Genomic DNA, 15,221 nt, shown 5'->3' on the forward strand with positions numbered 1-15,221 from the left:
ATCTCTTTAATTACTGCCATTTACGGTGATAGGCACCGAGTGTCGTTTGCGTACCCTCAGACATCGCGCCCAGCGCATTCATCCAGGCTTCGTCGGTTTTGTAGTTTTGCGGATCAGCCATGCAGCGGTCGATGGCCATGCGCCACACGCGCGCCACCTGGCTGACATACGCCGGGCTGCGCTGGCGCCCTTCGATTTTCACCGAGGCAATATTGGCGGCGAACAGCTCCGGCAGTAATTCCAGCGTATTCAGGCTGGTCGGCTCTTCCAGCGCGTGGTATTTCGCGCCATCCACCAGATACCGGCCTTTGCACAGCGTCGGATAACCGGCATTTTCGCCTTCGTCATAGCGGTCAATCAGCACGTCATTCAGACGGGATTCCATACCCTGCGCGGTTTGCTGCCATCGGACGAATCGTGCCGGAGAACAGGCTCCCACGGTATTGGGCGATTCACCGGTGAGATAGGAAGACAGATAACAGCGACCTTCGGCCATAATGCACAGGCTTCCGAACGCGAACACTTCCAGCGGCACGACGGTGGTGCGCGACAGCTGGCGCACCTGATGCATCGAAAGCACGCGAGGGAGTACCACGCGGGAAACGTCAAAATTGTTTTTGTAGAAACGGATCGCTTCGTCGTTGGTGGCGGAAGCCTGAACGGAGACGTGGCGCTCGACGTGAGGATATTTCGTCGCGGCGTAATCAAGCATGGCAATATCGGCGAGGATCAGCGCATCGGCACCGAGCTGTGCGGCCATATCGACGGCGCGTTCCCAGCGCTGATAGCCGTCAGGGTGCGCAAACGTATTGATGGCGATATGCAACTTACGGCGGTGACGGTGAACGTAATTTGCCGCCTCCTGCAATTTCTTCTCGGTGAAGTTCAGGCCTGCAAAGTGGCGGGCATTGGTGTCATCTTTCAGGCCGATATATACCGCATCAGCACCATTATCGATGGCCGCTTTTAGCGCAGGTAAATTCCCTGCCGGGCAAAGTAGCTCCATTCTCGTTCCTTACTGCAACCGCGCGCCGTGGCGAAAGGGTTGTGGGTGATGAAAAGCCAGTTGCCGACGTTATTCATTCATCAGTCAGGGCTTTGATTGGCGAACTATTTTAGAGAAGCTATAGATGCAATATTTTGATTTGAGGCAGTTTCTGGGGTGTTGAAGGGGCTGCAACCGTCGGGGAGGTTGTACGGGAGGTTTTTCTGTTGCAGTATTTATTGATGTAGACCGCTGAACGTTACGTGCGATGTGGCAAAATAGTACAAATAGTTTCCAAAAAATTGCCGAAAAAGTTACCGAAAGGAGTAGTGCCAGTGTTGCAAAAACTACGTGCACGTTTGGTTCGTCAGGGCCCCTCCCTGTTGAGTGTGCCTTTGAAATTCACGCCCTTTGCGCTACAGCGTCAGGTCTTGCAACAGGTACTGAGCGGGCAGCTTCGTCAGGCGCTGGCCGATGGCGAACTGGATTTCCTCGAAGGCCGCTGGCTTAAAATTGATGTCAGCGATCTCAGCCTGAGCTGGCTGATGTCAGTGGACGAAGGTAAGTTGATCGTTGCAGAAAAAGGCGACGCGGATGTCAGCTTTAGCGGCAACGCCAACGACCTGATTTTGATTGCTGCGCGGAAAGAAGATCCGGATACGCTGTTCTTCCAGCGTCGTCTGCGCATTGAAGGTGACACGGAACTCGGTCTGTATGTGAAGAATCTGATGGATTCTATCGATCTCGATACTATGCCGCTGCTGCTGAAAAAGGGTCTGCTGCGCCTGGCCGATTTCGTTGAAGCGGGACTGCAAGAGGACCGTGAGCCGAAAGCTCCGGTAGCTGAGCTATGCTAATTCGCACTGAAATTCCGGTAGATGCCGCGGGCATTGACCGTCTGTTGCGCCGCGCGTTTCCCGGCGGCGCCGAAGCCGATCTGGTGCAGCAACTGCGCGAAGATGGCCTGCTGACGCTGGGTGTTGTCGCCACCGACGACGAAGGCGGTGTGGTCGGTTATGTCGCCTTCAGCCCGGTTGATATTCAGGGCGAAGATCGCAACTGGGTCGCGCTGGCACCGCTGGCGGTTGACGAGTCTTTGCGTCGTCAGGGATTGGGCGAAAAGCTGGTTTACGAAGGGCTCGATTCCCTGAATGAATTTGGTTACGCCGCCGTCGTTGTGCTTGGTGACCCGGCGTATTACGGGCGTTTTGGTTTTAAACCGGCGGCAGTACATGATTTGCAGTGCCGCTGGCCGGACACCGAAGCGGCCTTCCAGCTCTTCACCTTATCTGACGATGCGCTCAAAGACGCCAGCGGTCAGGTAGAATTCTCCCCGCCGTTTGACCGGTTTTGATATTTAGCGGGTCTGACTTTTAACGGGTTTGGCTTCAGGCCCGTTAGTTTTCTTCCCGCGCCTCGTTTTCCTGACTCCCGCTATCCGGCAATTCAAAATAACGTTGCAGGGATACTGGCGCGGCTTTCACCAGAAATTCCTTCTGCACCTTGCTCAGCTTTTTCACCCGGATTTCCAGCCTCGAGGCCAGAGAACGATCCCCCGCTGCGCAATGGAACACCAGCTCCAGCTCGCCTTTTCCGCGTAATGCTTTCGCCCCTTTGCCTGCCTGATGCTGGCAAAGACGCCGCGTAACGTCGGTCGTGATGCCGGTATAAAGCATGCCGGTGGGTGTTCTCAACATGTATAAAAACCAACGGGGAGAAGTGGACATAGACGCATCGTATTTGGAAAAGTTTGCGTAAGTTTACCTGAACCGCACGGCAGAATGACGTAAAACATCGTTGTGTCACGGTACACTGCGGCAAAGACGACAAGGATCCTCCGATGAATAACCCCGACGACCTGAAACACATTCTCAAATTCCTGACCAAAAATCATGTGCTGGCGCTGTGTGCCGCCGCCGACGGCGAGATGTGGAGCGCTAACTGCTTTTACGTCACCGATGCTGAAACCCTGTCTTTGTATTTCATGACCGAACTGAAAACGCTGCACGGCACGCTGATGGCAAAATCGCCGCAGGTGGTGGGCACGATCGCGCCGCATCCAAAAACCATTGCGCTGATCAAAGGCATTCAGTATCGCGGTGAGGCGACGATCCTTTCCGGTGAAGAAGAGAGCCACGCGCGCCGCCTGTACTGCAAACATTTCCCGGTGGCGATCGCCATGAAAGCGCCGGTCTGGGCGCTGAAACTTAACAGCATCAAGATGACGGATAACGCCCTGGGATTTGGCAAAAAGCTGCTGTGGGATCGCGCGCTTTCTGATAAGCCTGAGTAACAGGAACTGTCTTATAGCGGGGAATTTACAATCGGGTAACACTTGAACTTATCTGTTTCTGAAATTCCGTGTAAACGCCGTTTTTTAAAAGGAAGTGATATGGCAAAAGTTCTTCTGCTGGGCGGAAGTGGTCTGATTGGGCGCGAGCTTTTGCGTCTGTTGCAACTGGATGCGCGCGTCAGCCGGATTGTTGCGCCGAGCCGCCGTCCGCTGCCGCCGGGCAATAAATTGATCAACCCGCTGGGGGAAAATCTCACGTCGCTGGTGGTCGCGCTGGATGAACCGATCGACCTGCTGTTTTGCTGCCTAGGCACCACGCGTAAACAGGCGGGCAGCGCGGAAGCGTTTCGTGCCGTGGATTACGATCTGGTGGTGGATTGCGCCAAAGCCGCGAAAGAACTGGGCGCGCGCCATTGTCTGGCGGTCAGTGCTAACGGCGCAGATGCGCATTCACGATTTCTCTATAACCGGACGAAAGGTGAAATGGAACAGGCGCTGATGCATCAGGGCTGGACGTTGCTGACGCTGGTCAGGCCGTCGTTACTGGTCGGTAAACGCCATCCGCCGCGCCTGCTCGAGCAACTCAGTGCGCCGCTGTTTAAACTCTTGCCGGGAAAATGGAAAGCCATCGATTCGGACGTTGTCGCCAGAGCCTTACAGGAGCAGGCGTTTAACGCAGGATTGGGCGGCGTGACCGTGCTGGAATCTGATCATATTGCCGCCAGCATTGAAGAACTTTAACCCGCGTTCTCTGCTGAACCGGATCCTTATGATAAGGTATCAGCAAAAAACGCGAATTTTGCCCCCGTGAGGATCATTCCGATCCTTACAGATATTTCTCCACAAACACCGGCAGATTGCGGAAGTCCGGCATTCTCTCTTTCAGCGTTTCGTGATCCCAGTTCCACCACTGGCTGTTCTCGATCTTTTCGATCATTGAATCTTCAAAACGCATGCCGATCTTTTTCGCGGCCACGCCCGCCACAATGGAATACGGCTCAACGTCTTTGGTCACCACGGCAGACGTCCCGATCACCGCACCGTTCCCGACGCTGACGCCTGGCATGATCACCGCGTTATGACCGATCCACACGTCATTGCCGACGGTAACGTGATGCTCACGGCGCCAGTCGAAGAAATCCTGATCGTCCTCACCCAACCCGTAAACCGAGCTGCGGTAGGTAAAATGATGCTGCGCAACGCGCTGATACGTCGGGTGATTGCCCGGATTGATCCGCACGTAGGTGGCAATCGACACAAACTTGCCGATGGTGGCGTAGAAGATCTGATTGTTGCCCGCCGTATACGAATAATCACCGATCTGCGTTTCTTCGATGATCGCGTTGTCGGCAATATGCACATATTGCCCAAGCTGCGAGCGGTTCAGTTTGACCTGCTGACCGATTTTAGGATGTGAATAATCCTGTTCTTCAGCTAAAGAAAACGGGGAAATGATGTCTGTCATAATCTCGCTCATGATGAAGTGACGGAATAAAAAGAGGCGCTGACCGGCAGCGAAAGAATGGCTAGCAAATGCCCTAACGTGTCCTGCAATGCACCGTCGTTATTCAGCCGGTGGCAGTTGGCGGGCAACGCGCTGTCATACACACTTGCACGCGCCAGACGACAGGCGATTTGCGCGGCATCTTCGCGTCCGCGCCGCAACAAACGTTCAGCCAGCACCTCGTCTGAAACCTGCAAACACACCGGCACCAGCCGCGGGCCGTAGCGCTGCTGCGCTTTCTCCAGATGCGCCCGCGAACCGTTGACCACCACGTGGCAACCGAGCTGCATCCAGGTGTCGATTTCAATTCCCACGCCGTACCGGCATTGATGCGCGTGCCATTCCAGCGCAAATAATCCGTGCTGGCGGCGTTGAATAAATTCGGCTTCGCTCAGCGCAATATGATTCTCAGAACCGGCGTCCGCGGCGCGTGTAATGTAGCGGTGCGCCACGGCGACATCCGCCGGTAAATGCTGGCGCAGCGCGTCCAGAAGACTGTCCTTTCCAGAACCTGAAGCACCCATCAGATAAAGTAAACGACTCATTTTGTCTCCTAACTGAGTAAGAACGCGATCAGCTCCCTTCCCTGCGAAGGGGAAGGAGCAGAAACATAAAGGCTTTCAGCAGGGTGCTGAGCAAGACTCTCATGCCCTAAAACACCTGTATGCCCTGACGCCAGACGTTTTGCACATAGTGGTGATCGCCATGCGCGCGTGCCAGAACCAGATCGGCGCGTTTGCCTTCGGCAATTTCCCCGCGATCCTGCAAGCCCAGCGCATTAGCCGGATTTCGCGTCACCAGCTTCACGGCCTGCGGCAAACTGAAGGCATTCGTTTCATCATTGGCGATGCGGAAAACGGCGTCCATCAGACTGGCGGGATAATAGTCAGAAGACAAAATATCCAGCAGACCCAGTGACGCCAGTTTATGCGCCGCCACGTTGCCGGAATGCGAGCCGCCGCGCACGATATTCGGCGCCCCCATCAGCACCGCCAGCCCGCTGGCGTGCGAGGCGCGTGCCGCTTCTTCGGTGGTCGGGAATTCTGCAATCACGCTGCCGAGCGCCAGAGATTCCTCAACGTGTGCCGCCGTGGCGTCATCGTGGCTGGCCAGAGAAATATTCCTGACGCGGCAATGGGCGGCAATCGCCTCGCGGTTTGGCTGTGCCCAGCGGCGCGACAGGGCGATTTGCTCTTCCTGATACGCGTCCATCTGCTCGTCGTTCATGTGATATTTGCCCTGATAATACTCGCGGTATTTCTGCGGCGTGGCGAACTGGCGCTGGCCCGGCGAGTGATCCATCAGGGAAACCAGCGAGAGAACTGACGTATCCATCAGCTTTTCGAACAGCGGCAACGTGGTGTCGTGCGGCAGCTCGCAGCGCAGATGCAGACGGTGTTCGGCGCGGTTCAGCCCGGCGTTCTGGCTGTTGACGATGGCGTCGATCATCTTTTGCAAATTCTCCAGACGATGCCCGCCGTCGCGCACATCGCCCACGGCCACAGCGTCCAGCACCGTGGTGATCCCGCTTGCCACCATCAGCGCGTCGTGGCTGCTCATGGCGGAATGCGCCGGCCAGTCCACTTTCGGGCGCGGCGTGAAGAACTTATCCAGATTATCAGTGTGCAGCTCGATCAATCCCGGCAGCAGCCAGCCGCCCTGAGCGTCCAGCGCCTGCGGCAACTGACTGCGTGTGTCGGCAAAAGTGGTGATCACGCCGTTGTGCATTTCCAGCGAGCCTTCGGCGACCTGATCGTCGAGAACCAGTTTGACGTTGTTGATGATCATGCGGACATCTCCGGGGCAGTTTCTGGGCTCATTGCATACAGGCGATCGGCGACGCGCTGGCGGACATCTTCGTCATGGAAAATCCCAACCACGGCGGCTCCGCGCGCTTTCGCCTGCTCAATCAGCGTGACGACGGCGGCGCGGTTAGTGGCATCCAGCGAGGCGGTCGGTTCATCAAGCAGCAGCACCGGATAATCGACCACGAAGCCGCGCGCGATATTCACGCGCTGCTGTTCGCCGCCCGAGAATGTTGATGGTGCGAGATGCCACAAACGTTCCGGCACATTCAGATGGTGCAGCAATGCGCTGGCGCGGACTTCGCTTTGTGCTTTATCCACGCCCAGTTCCAGCAGCGGTTGCATCACCAGATTCAGCGCGCTGATACGCGGGATCACGCGCAGAAACTGGCTGACCCAGCCGACGGTATGACGGCGAATGGACAGAATTTCGCGCGCTTCGGCGCTGACCATATCGATTTGCTGGCCCTGATGTTCGACCCAGATTTTGCCGCTGTCCGGCAGGTAATTACCGTACAGCGAGCGCAGTAACGTAGATTTTCCGCTGCCGGAATGGCCGTGCAGCACCACGCATTCTCCGGCTTTCACCTCCAGACTGGCGTGGCTGAACACCGGCAACCGCACGCCCTGCTGGTTGTGTAACACAAAAGTTTTACTGAGATTTTCGACCCTGAGCTTCGTCGTCATTTTGGTCACTCTTTCTCTGGAATAAGGGTTAAGACAACACGGAGGACACGAGCAGCTGCGTATACGGATGATGCGGATCGTCGAGTACGCGGTCGGTTAAACCACTTTCCACCACCTGGCCCTGTTTCATCACCAGCAAACGGTGCGCCAGCAGACGCGCGACGCCGAGATCATGGGTGACAATCACCACCGCCAGCTGCATTTCCACCACCAGCGTGCGCAGTAAATCCAGCAACCGCGCCTGCACCGACACATCAAGGCCGCCGGTCGGTTCATCCATAAACACCAGACGCGGATGCGTCACCAGATTGCGGGCGATTTGCAGACGTTGCTGCATCCCGCCGGAAAACGTGGTCGGCAGGTCATCGATGCGCGAAACCGGAATTTCCACGTCTTCCAGCCACTGGCTGGCTTTCTGGCGGATATTGCCGTAATGACGCTCACCGACTGCCATCAGGCGCTCGCCGATATTGCCCCCGGCTGAAACCTGGCGGCGCAGACCGTCCATCGGATGCTGATGCACCACGCCCCAGTCGGTGCGCAGAAGTCGGCGGCGGTCGCTTTCCGGCATGTCATACAAAGACTGCGCAGGCGTCTGGCCATTGTTGTAAATAACGTTGCCCTGCTGCGGCGCGAGGCGGGCGGAAATCGACTGCAACAGTGTGGTTTTGCCGGAACCGGATTCGCCGACAATGCCCAGCACTTCGCCCGGATACAGATTGAAAGACACATCGCTGAAGCCTTTTCCCGGCGCATACAAATGGGTCAGATTGTTCACCGACAACAGCGGCGCGGCGGCGAGATTTAATGGAGTGGTCATCAGCGGTTAACCTCGTTGGAAGCCTGTTGCTCAACTTGCTGAGCGCAAAAATCGGTGTCTGAGCACACGAACATCCGGTTGCCCACATCGTCGAGTACCACTTCGTCGAGATAGCTGTGATGCGACCCGCAGAGGGCGCAGGGTTCGTCCCATTGCTGCACGGTGAACGGGTGATCGTCGAAGTCCAGACTTTCCACTTTGGTGAACGGCGGCAGGGCGTAGATACGTTTTTCGCGTCCGGCACCGAACAGCTGCAAAGCCGGCATCATGTGCATTTTCGGGTTATCAAATTTCGGGATTGGCGACGGGTCCATTACGTAGCGATCGTTCACTTTCACCGGATACGCATAGGTCGTGGCGATATGGCCGAAGCGTGCGATGTCTTCATACAGTTTCACTTGCATCACGCCGTACTCTTCCAGCGCATGCATTTTGCGGGTCTCGGTTTCGCGCGGTTCGATAAAGCGCAGCGGTTCGGGGATCGGCACCTGAAAAATCAGGATCTGATCTTCCTGCAACGGCGTTTCCGGAATGCGGTGACGCGTCTGGATCAGGCTGGCATCCACGGTTTTCTCGGTGGTTTTCACCCCGGCGACGCTCTGGAAAAACTTGCGGATCGACACGGCGTTGGTGGTGTCGTCAGCGCCCTGATCAATCACTTTCAGCACATCTTTTTCACCGATTACACTGGCGGTGAGCTGGATCCCGCCGGTGCCCCAGCCGTAAGGCATCGGCATTTCACGCCCCGCGAACGGAACCTGATAACCGGGGATCGCCACGGCTTTCAGGATTCCGCGGCGGATCATGCGTTTGGTTTGCTCGTCGAGATAACCGTGGTTATAGCCGGTGAGCGTCTGAGCGGCATTATTGTTCATGGGCGGAATCCTGTTCTTTCGCAGCGCGCAGGCGCTTGAGCAATTCCAGTTCGGCCTGGAAATCGACGTAGTGCGGTAGCTTGAGGTGCGAAACGAAACCCGCCGCTTCGACGTTGTCTGCGTGAGATAAAACGAATTCTTCGTCCTGTGCAGGGCTGCTGATTTGCTCGCCGTATTCGCGGGTTTGCAGCGCACGGTCGACCAGCGACATCGACATGGCTTTACGTTCGGCGCGGCCAAACACCAGCCCGTAACCGCGGGTGAAATGCGGCGGTTTGTCTTCGGGGGCGACAAAACCGTTCACCATCTCGCATTCGGTCAGCAGGATTTCGCCGATATCAATCGCAAAACCCAGCTCTTCCGGCACGATTTCTACGGTCAGCCAGCCGGTACGGATTTCACCGGCAAACGGATGCGTGCGGCCATATCCGCGCTGCGTGGAATAACTCAGGGACAACAGAAAACCTTCGTCACCGCGGACCAGTTGCTGCAACCGCGCCGCGCGCGAAGCCGGATAGACCGGCGGCGTGCGGGTGATGTCTTCCGGCTCGGTGCCGTCGTCCTGTTCCTCAACCGCCAGCTGTTGTTGCGTCAGCAGGTCAAAAACGTGCCCGCAATTTTCCGGCTGAGGCTCGTCGGCAATGGGCGTAAACGGCGCTTCGCCTTCTGCCAGCAGGGCGAAATCCAGTAAACGGTGGGTGTAATCGTAGGTCGGCCCCAGCACCTGACCGCCCGGCAAATCCTTGTAGATGGCGGAAATACGGCGTTCGAGGCGCATCGCTTTGGTGTTCAGCGGTTCGCTGGTCGCCAGACGCGGCAACGTCGTGCGGTAAGCGCGCAGCAGAAAAATGGCTTCCACCAGATCGCCGCCGGACTGCTTAATCGCCAGCGCGGCCAGCTCGCGGTCGTAGATCCCGCCTTCGCTCATCACGCGGTCGACCGCCAGACCGAGCTGTTGCTCAATCTGTTCGCAGCCGAGTTCATTCACATCAGTATCGCCACGGCGTTCGTGCGCCAGCAGCTGATGGGCGGCGGCAATCGCCTTCTCACCCCCTTTAACGGCGACGTACATCAGCACACCTCCACGCGCGTAGTGCGCGGTACAGCAATCAGTTCTTCGCCGCAGGTGAACATAAAGTCCAGGCCGAGCGGGAAGCGGTGAGGGCGGTTGAGCAGGTAATCACGAACCGCGTCCGGTAGTTGTGGCGAAATCGTCCGGCTGCTCTCAATGCCCGGCCCGCGCAGACGCAGCGGCGTGCCGCCGGTCAGACCTTCTAGTTGAACAATTACGCTGGTCGCCAGCTCCGGCGACATTTCGTCACCGCAGGGGAAAGCCAGTAACGTCGTGCTGTCGAGCGCCGGATCCGCCAGCGCAAAGCTGACGGCAGAAGGAGAATCGGTCAGCACCGCGCCGGTGTGAAAACGCAGGTTTTTTCGCAGGATTTCATCGTTGAGCGAGGCGCTCAGCCACAGCGGGGTGTTCTGATCGATGAGCGTCAGTAACACACAGGCGCTGGCGGAGCCCAGTGCGCCGAAACCGGCCATCGCAGGTAACTGCACGCTGACGCCCGGTTCGCTTAACGCTTTGAGAATACGACGGAAACTGTATTGCGCATCGGCAACCGGATTTTGAAAACTGGCAACAAGTGACATGAATTATTCTCCGCGAACCAGAGTAAAGAAATCGACACGGCTGGCAGCTACCTCACGGGCGCGCTGCTGGCGACGTTCCTGTTGCAGCGCCGCCAGCGGGGCGATCACCCGCTTATGCAGCAGTTCGTCCATCCCCTGCATTTGCAGCAAAGCATCAATAACGGCGCACAGTTCGGCGTGGGCTTTATTGCGACCACTGACATAGCTGTAGCCATAGACGCCGCCGTCCATCTGCACCACGGCGCGGGTGACGGTCATATCGCCCATCACAAAACGTTTTCCGGTGCCGCCCATGCGGCCCTGAAGTTGTGTCAGGCCGGTTTCGGCGGGGCGGATACGTTCAAATTGCGGAGACAGATTCAGCGGTTGCCAGTGCGCGAGCAGCGCATCCGGGCGGCTGTGAGCCAGCACCGACATCCAGCGCTGGCGGGTTTGCAGGTGATCCATTCAGTGCTCCATGGTCAGTTCGATCATGTCGGCGCGTGTCAGGCTGACGGAATATTCCGCCACCTGATCGCTGCCTTCACAAATGTTCAGGGTGCGCACACACAGCAGCGGAGCCTGCGGCACGATTTCGAGTAATTTGCTTTCCTTCGCCAGCGCGCGGCGGGCGTTGATACGGGTGGTGCGGCGGCTGAGTTTTTGCTTAATTTCTTCGCGGATAAAATCGTGCAGCGAGCCGTTATGGAAGTTTTGCAGCGCAGGCCACCAGTCGAGATCAGGCAGATAATGGTCGATCACGCAGACCGGCACGCCGTTGACGCGGCGCAGCGTGCGCAGATGGATCACCGTGTCGCCTTCCTGACGCGATAACGCCGCCGCGACGTGATCGGTGGCCGGACGCAGCACCGCCAGCAAACGTTCGCTGGTCGGGTGACTGCCCTGATCCAGCAAGTTCTGGCTGAACCGTGCCTGCGAATGCAGCGGGTAATCGTAGGGGCGCATCAGCACCAGCGTGCCAATCCCCTGACGGCGTTGCAGCCAGCCGCGATCCACCAGCTCATCCACCGCGCGACGCAGCGTGTGGCGGTTGACCTTAAAGCGCTCGGCAAGCTGCTGTTCCGGCGGCAGATAATCCCCGCAGCGATAGCCGTTACGCAGTTCGTGTTCCAGTTCGGCAGCGATTTGCTGATAAACCGTGGTGTGACTGGTCGGATGTCTAGATAAGTTCATCACAATGAATACCTCGCACGGGAGAATCCGGCAGTGGCAGGGGATTTTTGAAGGAAATAAGAAGGCGACATGATGCAAACCTCAGTTCGGCGTTGGCATCATGTTGGCGAAACAAAGTGACAGTTGGGTGAAGGTCTGGTTGCAAAGAAGTGAAGATTTGGAAGATGTCTCGCAGGAATACACATCGGCGGTTTACGGCGTGAAAACGGAGGAATACACTTTTTTGGCCGTGCAACTTTTAACCGTTAATCATATAAGGATTATGTATGCCAGAAGCGAGAGCGATAGAATTCAATGAGTTACCTGTTCAGGTAATACCTGAAACCCCGGCGGAAATATGGGCGCAGGAGAACCGGAAAGGGATTGAGGCCATAAAGAAATATGCAGAGGAATATGGGGCTTTCTCTGACTATCAGCGCGCATTTTGATGGATCAGTACGCCATCTATGTAAACAAGGGCGGAGGAAAAGCAGCTTATCCATTTCTGCTGAATATTCATCATCCGTCAGCCGTGGGATATCACCATACGGTCATGGTGCCGCTGATTCCATTGACCCGGCTTATCGATTTTCCGCCTAAAAAGCTTTGTCCGTTGCTCAAAATCCAGCATCAGCATTATGTTGCGATGACGCACATGCTGGGAGGTGTTTCCCCGAAAGAAATCGGTGAGTGGATAAAACAGCTCGATGGTGAAATCTATGAAGTGAAAAACGCGTTTGATTTTCTGCTGAATGGAATTTAGAGAAAAGAGGGGAGTGATTTCCCCTCTGTAAGCTTTCATCTCAGGCGCTTTACCGTAAGTAATGAATCACCTGATTCCCGCTGCCGCGCCAGATCAGCGACGGGTCTTTCAGTTCCTGCACAAATTTGCCGTCCACCAGTACGTTGATGAGCGCCACCACGTCCTGCTGTTCTGGCGTCAGTTCCCCGAGCGTATAACCGGTCCACATCCACACGTCTTTGCCGGGACATTCTGCCTGTACGCGCAGCAACAGCTGGCGTACGGCAGACAGATTTTGCGGATGCAGCGGGTCGCCGCCGGAGAGTGTAAGCCCCTGGCGGGGAATGACCGTGTTTTGCAGGTCAGCGATAATCCGGTCTTCGTCTTCCGGCGTAAACGGCTTACCGGAGTCCACGCGCCAGGTGCTTTTGTTATAGCATCCGCGGCATTCGTGGACACAACCGGAAACGAACAGTACGCAGCGCGTTCCGGGTCCGTTGACCACATCCACTGAGTAATATTGATGAAAATTCACAACATTAACCCAGCTGTCCGTTACCCAAATGCTTCACGCGGCGCTTCACTTCTTCCTGCTTACCGGCGTTGAACGGACGGGCATCCGGGCTGCCGAGATAACCGCAGACGCGGCGGGTGACTGACACGCGTGAAGGCTCGTGGTTACCGCATTTCGGGCAGGTGAAGCCTTTGCTGGTGCACTCGAATTCACCGGTGTAGCCGCAGTCGTAGCACTCATCAATCGGCGTATTCGTGCCGTAATAAGGAACGCGGGTGTAGCTGTAATCCCAAACGTCTTCCAGTGCTTTCAGGTTGTGTTGCAGGTTCGGATACTCGCCATAGCAGATGAAACCGCCGTTGCTCAGTGGCGGATACGGCGCTTCGAAGTCGAGTTTTTCATACGGATTCACCTTCTTCTCCACGTCCAGATGGAAGCTGTTGGTGTAATAGCCTTTGTCGGTCACGCCCGCGACCAGGCCGAATTCGGCTTTATCGAGGCGGCAGAAACGGTCGCACAGGTTTTCGCTTGGCGTGCTGTACAGACTGAATCCGTAGCCGGTTTCGTCTTTCCAGCTTTCCGTGGCGGCTTTCAGACGGGCAACAATCGCCTCGGCTTTTTCACGCAGCTGGCTGGCGTCGAAGACGTGAGTCTGGTTGCCGAACAGCGCATTAATGGTTTCATGCACGCCGATATAACCCAAAGAAATCGATGCGCGGCCATTTTTGAAGATACCGGAAATATCGTCGTCGGCTTTCAGACGCACGCCGCACGCCCCTTCCATATACAGAATCGGTGCGACGCGCGCTTTGATGCCTTCCAGACGGGCAATGCGCGTCATCAGGGCTTTTTTCGCCAGCAGTAAACGTTCGTCGAGCAGGCTCCAGAACGTCGCTTCATCCTGTTTTGCCTCCAGCGCGATGCGCGGCAGGTTCAGGCTGATCACACCGATGTTGTTACGGCCTTCGTGGATCATCTCGCCGTTTTCTTCGTAAACGCCCAGGAAGCTGCGGCAGCCCATCGGCGTTTTGAAGGAGCCGGTGACTTTGACCACCTGATCGTAGTTCAGAATGTCCGGGTACATGCGTTTGCTGGCGCACTCAAGCGCCAGTTGCTTGATGTCGTAATTCGCGTCACCGGCTTTATGGTTCAGGCCTTCGCGGATAGCGAACACCAGTTTCGGGAACACGGCGGTTTTGCGGTTTTTGCCGAGCCCTGCAATGCGGTTGCGCAGAATCGACTGCTGGATCAGGCGTGACTCCCAGGACGTCCCGAGGCCGAAGCCGAAGGTGACAAATGGTGTCTGGCCATTGGCGGTGTGCAGCGTGTTGACTTCATATTCCAGCGACTGGAAGGCGTCATAACACTCTTTTTCGGTGCGGCTGTGCGCAAAGGCTTCGACGTCAGCGACCTGCCATTCCAGCGCGATGGCGCGGTGTTTTTCAAAGCTGGACGTGACGAACGGTGCCAGCACTTCGTCGATGCGGTTAATGGTGGTGCCGCCGTAGATGTGGCTGGCGACCTGCGCGATGATTTGCGCGGTGACTGCTGTGGCGGTGGAAATTGACTTCGGCGTGTCAATTTCGGCATTACCCATTTTGAAACCGTGATTCAGCATACCTTTCAGGTCGATCAGCATACAGTTGAACATCGGGAAGAACGGCGAGTAATCCAGATCGTGGTAATGGATTTCACCGCGCTCATGCGCCAGCACCACGTCACGCGGCAAAATGTGTTGTTTGGCATAATGCTTGGCGACGATACCGGCCAGCAAATCGCGCTGCGTCGGGATCACTTTACTGTCTTTATTGGCGTTTTCGTTGAGCAGCGCCATATTGCTTTGCTCAACCAGACCACGGATTTCCTGATTCAGGCGTCCACGCATTTCGCGTTTTACGTCGCGGTCATGGCGGTATTCGATATAGGCGCGCGCCAGTTTTTTATGCGGGCCGGCCATCAGCTGGTTTTCGACGGCGTCCTGGATTTCATGGATATCGACGCGGGCCTGGTCTTGCAGATTTTCAGCGACAACGCGGGCGACCTGCTCACAGTAACCGATGCTGTCGATACCGGCGGCGGCGGCGGCGCGTTGCACCGCTTGTTTGATCAGAACTTCATCGAAAGGGACCTGACAACCATCCCGCTTGATCACGATGGGTTGCATTTTGTTGTTGGATTTTGCGGGTACGGA

The 15,221-nt window shown here is 56.5% G+C and carries 20 protein-coding genes; 6 read left to right on the forward strand and 14 right to left on the reverse strand.

Annotation, left to right across the window (positions count from 1 at the left end; genetic code table 11):
- Nucleotides 1-10: 10 nt before the first annotated feature.
- The gene (gene ubiU / locus ACLBVC_RS08385; RefSeq protein ID WP_410149226.1) at nt 11-1,006 is read right to left on the reverse strand and encodes a ubiquinone anaerobic biosynthesis protein UbiU; all 996 of its coding nucleotides are present in this window, start codon (nt 1,004-1,006) and stop codon (nt 11-13) included.
- A gap of 314 nt (nt 1,007-1,320) precedes the next feature.
- Between ubiU and ubiT the strand changes: the two genes are divergently transcribed.
- Nucleotides 1,321-1,842 carry a ubiquinone anaerobic biosynthesis accessory factor UbiT gene (gene ubiT / locus ACLBVC_RS08390; RefSeq protein ID WP_410149227.1) on the forward strand — a complete coding sequence of 174 codons (522 nt, stop codon included), beginning with the start codon at nt 1,321-1,323 and terminating at the stop codon, nt 1,840-1,842.
- Nucleotides 1,836-2,339 (forward strand): GNAT family N-acetyltransferase, encoded by a 504-nt coding sequence (locus ACLBVC_RS08395; protein ID WP_410149228.1) that lies wholly within the window; start codon nt 1,836-1,838, stop codon nt 2,337-2,339. The genes ubiT and ACLBVC_RS08395 overlap by 7 nt, the downstream gene beginning before the upstream one ends.
- Before the next feature lie 43 nt (nt 2,340-2,382).
- Here the strand turns inward: ACLBVC_RS08395 and ACLBVC_RS08400 are convergent, their stop codons facing one another.
- Nucleotides 2,383-2,712 (reverse strand): GIY-YIG nuclease family protein, encoded by a 330-nt coding sequence (locus tag ACLBVC_RS08400; protein ID WP_410149229.1) that lies wholly within the window; start codon nt 2,710-2,712, stop codon nt 2,383-2,385.
- A gap of 113 nt (nt 2,713-2,825) precedes the next feature.
- Between ACLBVC_RS08400 and ACLBVC_RS08405 the strand changes: the two genes are divergently transcribed.
- The gene (locus ACLBVC_RS08405; protein ID WP_208951566.1) at nt 2,826-3,278 is read left to right on the forward strand and encodes a YhbP family protein; all 453 of its coding nucleotides are present in this window, start codon (nt 2,826-2,828) and stop codon (nt 3,276-3,278) included.
- Between the two features lie 99 nt (nt 3,279-3,377).
- Nucleotides 3,378-4,019: a Rossmann-fold NAD(P)-binding domain-containing protein gene (locus ACLBVC_RS08410; protein WP_410149230.1), complete on the forward strand. Its 642-nt coding sequence runs from the start codon at nt 3,378-3,380 to the stop codon at nt 4,017-4,019.
- A gap of 85 nt (nt 4,020-4,104) precedes the next feature.
- On the opposite strand, the gene ACLBVC_RS08415 is transcribed toward ACLBVC_RS08410, so the two are convergent.
- The 10 genes from ACLBVC_RS08415 to phnF all read right to left on the reverse strand — a co-directional run bounded on the left by ACLBVC_RS08415 (nt 4,105) and on the right by phnF (nt 11,795).
- Nucleotides 4,105-4,743, reverse strand: a complete 639-nt coding sequence (locus ACLBVC_RS08415; protein ID WP_410149231.1) for a DapH/DapD/GlmU-related protein — start codon at nt 4,741-4,743, stop codon at nt 4,105-4,107.
- 8 nt (nt 4,744-4,751) lie between these two features.
- Nucleotides 4,752-5,327: a ribose 1,5-bisphosphokinase gene (gene phnN, locus ACLBVC_RS08420; RefSeq protein ID WP_410149232.1), complete on the reverse strand. Its 576-nt coding sequence runs from the start codon at nt 5,325-5,327 to the stop codon at nt 4,752-4,754.
- Between the two features lie 106 nt (nt 5,328-5,433).
- Nucleotides 5,434-6,570, reverse strand: a complete 1,137-nt coding sequence (gene phnM / locus ACLBVC_RS08425) for an alpha-D-ribose 1-methylphosphonate 5-triphosphate diphosphatase (RefSeq protein ID WP_410149233.1) — start codon at nt 6,568-6,570, stop codon at nt 5,434-5,436.
- A complete protein-coding gene (gene phnL / locus ACLBVC_RS08430) occupies nt 6,567-7,274 on the reverse strand; it encodes a phosphonate C-P lyase system protein PhnL (protein ID WP_410149234.1) in 708 nt (235 codons plus the stop codon). The genes phnM and phnL overlap by 4 nt, the downstream gene beginning before the upstream one ends.
- Before the next feature lie 28 nt (nt 7,275-7,302).
- Complete coding sequence (phnK, locus tag ACLBVC_RS08435) at nt 7,303-8,094, reverse strand: phosphonate C-P lyase system protein PhnK (protein WP_101078348.1); 792 nt, start codon at nt 8,092-8,094, stop codon at nt 7,303-7,305.
- Nucleotides 8,094-8,969 (reverse strand): alpha-D-ribose 1-methylphosphonate 5-phosphate C-P-lyase PhnJ, encoded by an 876-nt coding sequence (locus ACLBVC_RS08440; protein ID WP_195823926.1) that lies wholly within the window; start codon nt 8,967-8,969, stop codon nt 8,094-8,096. Before ACLBVC_RS08440 ends, phnK begins: the two co-directional genes overlap by 1 nt.
- Nucleotides 8,959-10,041, reverse strand: a complete 1,083-nt coding sequence (locus ACLBVC_RS08445; protein ID WP_195813616.1) for a carbon-phosphorus lyase complex subunit PhnI — start codon at nt 10,039-10,041, stop codon at nt 8,959-8,961. The genes ACLBVC_RS08440 and ACLBVC_RS08445 overlap by 11 nt, the downstream gene beginning before the upstream one ends.
- Nucleotides 10,041-10,622: a phosphonate C-P lyase system protein PhnH gene (gene phnH / locus ACLBVC_RS08450; protein WP_410149235.1), complete on the reverse strand. Its 582-nt coding sequence runs from the start codon at nt 10,620-10,622 to the stop codon at nt 10,041-10,043. Before phnH ends, ACLBVC_RS08445 begins: the two co-directional genes overlap by 1 nt.
- Nucleotides 10,623-10,625: 3 nt before the next feature.
- The gene (phnG, locus tag ACLBVC_RS08455; protein ID WP_410149236.1) at nt 10,626-11,069 is read right to left on the reverse strand and encodes a phosphonate C-P lyase system protein PhnG; all 444 of its coding nucleotides are present in this window, start codon (nt 11,067-11,069) and stop codon (nt 10,626-10,628) included.
- The gene (phnF, locus tag ACLBVC_RS08460) at nt 11,070-11,795 is read right to left on the reverse strand and encodes a phosphonate metabolism transcriptional regulator PhnF (protein ID WP_195813618.1); all 726 of its coding nucleotides are present in this window, start codon (nt 11,793-11,795) and stop codon (nt 11,070-11,072) included.
- Between the two features lie 266 nt (nt 11,796-12,061).
- Here phnF and ACLBVC_RS08465 point away from each other — a divergent pair, with 266 nt between their 5' ends.
- Nucleotides 12,062-12,223 (forward strand): type II toxin-antitoxin system CcdA family antitoxin, encoded by a 162-nt coding sequence (locus ACLBVC_RS08465; RefSeq protein WP_410149237.1) that lies wholly within the window; start codon nt 12,062-12,064, stop codon nt 12,221-12,223.
- Nucleotides 12,223-12,537 (forward strand): CcdB family protein, encoded by a 315-nt coding sequence (locus ACLBVC_RS08470; protein WP_410149238.1) that lies wholly within the window; start codon nt 12,223-12,225, stop codon nt 12,535-12,537. The genes ACLBVC_RS08465 and ACLBVC_RS08470 overlap by 1 nt, the downstream gene beginning before the upstream one ends.
- Nucleotides 12,538-12,586: 49 nt before the next feature.
- Here ACLBVC_RS08470 and nrdG read toward each other — a convergent pair whose 3' ends face one another.
- The gene (gene nrdG, locus ACLBVC_RS08475; RefSeq protein ID WP_410149239.1) at nt 12,587-13,051 is read right to left on the reverse strand and encodes an anaerobic ribonucleoside-triphosphate reductase-activating protein; all 465 of its coding nucleotides are present in this window, start codon (nt 13,049-13,051) and stop codon (nt 12,587-12,589) included.
- Between the two features lie 4 nt (nt 13,052-13,055).
- Nucleotides 13,056-15,194, reverse strand: a complete 2,139-nt coding sequence (gene nrdD, locus ACLBVC_RS08480; protein ID WP_410149429.1) for an anaerobic ribonucleoside-triphosphate reductase — start codon at nt 15,192-15,194, stop codon at nt 13,056-13,058.
- Nucleotides 15,195-15,221 lie beyond the last annotated feature (27 nt).

The organism is Rahnella selenatireducens (assembly GCF_046449555.1).
GTDB lineage: Bacteria > Pseudomonadota > Gammaproteobacteria > Enterobacterales > Enterobacteriaceae > Rahnella > Rahnella selenatireducens.

What these genes read in the sequence shown, in the direction of transcription:
- phnG (WP_410149236.1), bottom strand. Translation starts at nt 11,069, where the DNA reads ATGGATCACCTGCAAACCCGCCAGCGCTGGATGTCGGTGCTGGCTCAC.
- ACLBVC_RS08440 (WP_195823926.1), bottom strand. Translation starts at nt 8,969, where the DNA reads ATGAACAATAATGCCGCTCAGACGCTCACCGGCTATAACCACGGTTAT.
- phnM (WP_410149233.1), bottom strand. Translation starts at nt 6,570, where the DNA reads ATGATCATCAACAACGTCAAACTGGTTCTCGACGATCAGGTCGCCGAA.
- ubiU (WP_410149226.1), bottom strand. Translation starts at nt 1,006, where the DNA reads ATGGAGCTACTTTGCCCGGCAGGGAATTTACCTGCGCTAAAAGCGGCC.
- ACLBVC_RS08445 (WP_195813616.1), bottom strand. Translation starts at nt 10,041, where the DNA reads ATGTACGTCGCCGTTAAAGGGGGTGAGAAGGCGATTGCCGCCGCCCAT.
- ACLBVC_RS08470 (WP_410149238.1), top strand. Translation starts at nt 12,223, where the DNA reads ATGGATCAGTACGCCATCTATGTAAACAAGGGCGGAGGAAAAGCAGCT.
- ACLBVC_RS08410 (WP_410149230.1), top strand. Translation starts at nt 3,378, where the DNA reads ATGGCAAAAGTTCTTCTGCTGGGCGGAAGTGGTCTGATTGGGCGCGAG.
- nrdD (WP_410149429.1), bottom strand. Translation starts at nt 15,194, where the DNA reads ATGCAACCCATCGTGATCAAGCGGGATGGTTGTCAGGTCCCTTTCGAT.
- phnH (WP_410149235.1), bottom strand. Translation starts at nt 10,622, where the DNA reads ATGTCACTTGTTGCCAGTTTTCAAAATCCGGTTGCCGATGCGCAATAC.
- ACLBVC_RS08465 (WP_410149237.1), top strand. Translation starts at nt 12,062, where the DNA reads ATGCCAGAAGCGAGAGCGATAGAATTCAATGAGTTACCTGTTCAGGTA.
- phnL (WP_410149234.1), bottom strand. Translation starts at nt 7,274, where the DNA reads ATGACGACGAAGCTCAGGGTCGAAAATCTCAGTAAAACTTTTGTGTTA.
- phnK (WP_101078348.1), bottom strand. Translation starts at nt 8,094, where the DNA reads ATGACCACTCCATTAAATCTCGCCGCCGCGCCGCTGTTGTCGGTGAAC.
- ACLBVC_RS08415 (WP_410149231.1), bottom strand. Translation starts at nt 4,743, where the DNA reads ATGACAGACATCATTTCCCCGTTTTCTTTAGCTGAAGAACAGGATTAT.
- phnF (WP_195813618.1), bottom strand. Translation starts at nt 11,795, where the DNA reads ATGAACTTATCTAGACATCCGACCAGTCACACCACGGTTTATCAGCAA.
- phnN (WP_410149232.1), bottom strand. Translation starts at nt 5,327, where the DNA reads ATGAGTCGTTTACTTTATCTGATGGGTGCTTCAGGTTCTGGAAAGGAC.
- ACLBVC_RS08400 (WP_410149229.1), bottom strand. Translation starts at nt 2,712, where the DNA reads ATGTCCACTTCTCCCCGTTGGTTTTTATACATGTTGAGAACACCCACC.
- ACLBVC_RS08405 (WP_208951566.1), top strand. Translation starts at nt 2,826, where the DNA reads ATGAATAACCCCGACGACCTGAAACACATTCTCAAATTCCTGACCAAA.
- ACLBVC_RS08395 (WP_410149228.1), top strand. Translation starts at nt 1,836, where the DNA reads ATGCTAATTCGCACTGAAATTCCGGTAGATGCCGCGGGCATTGACCGT.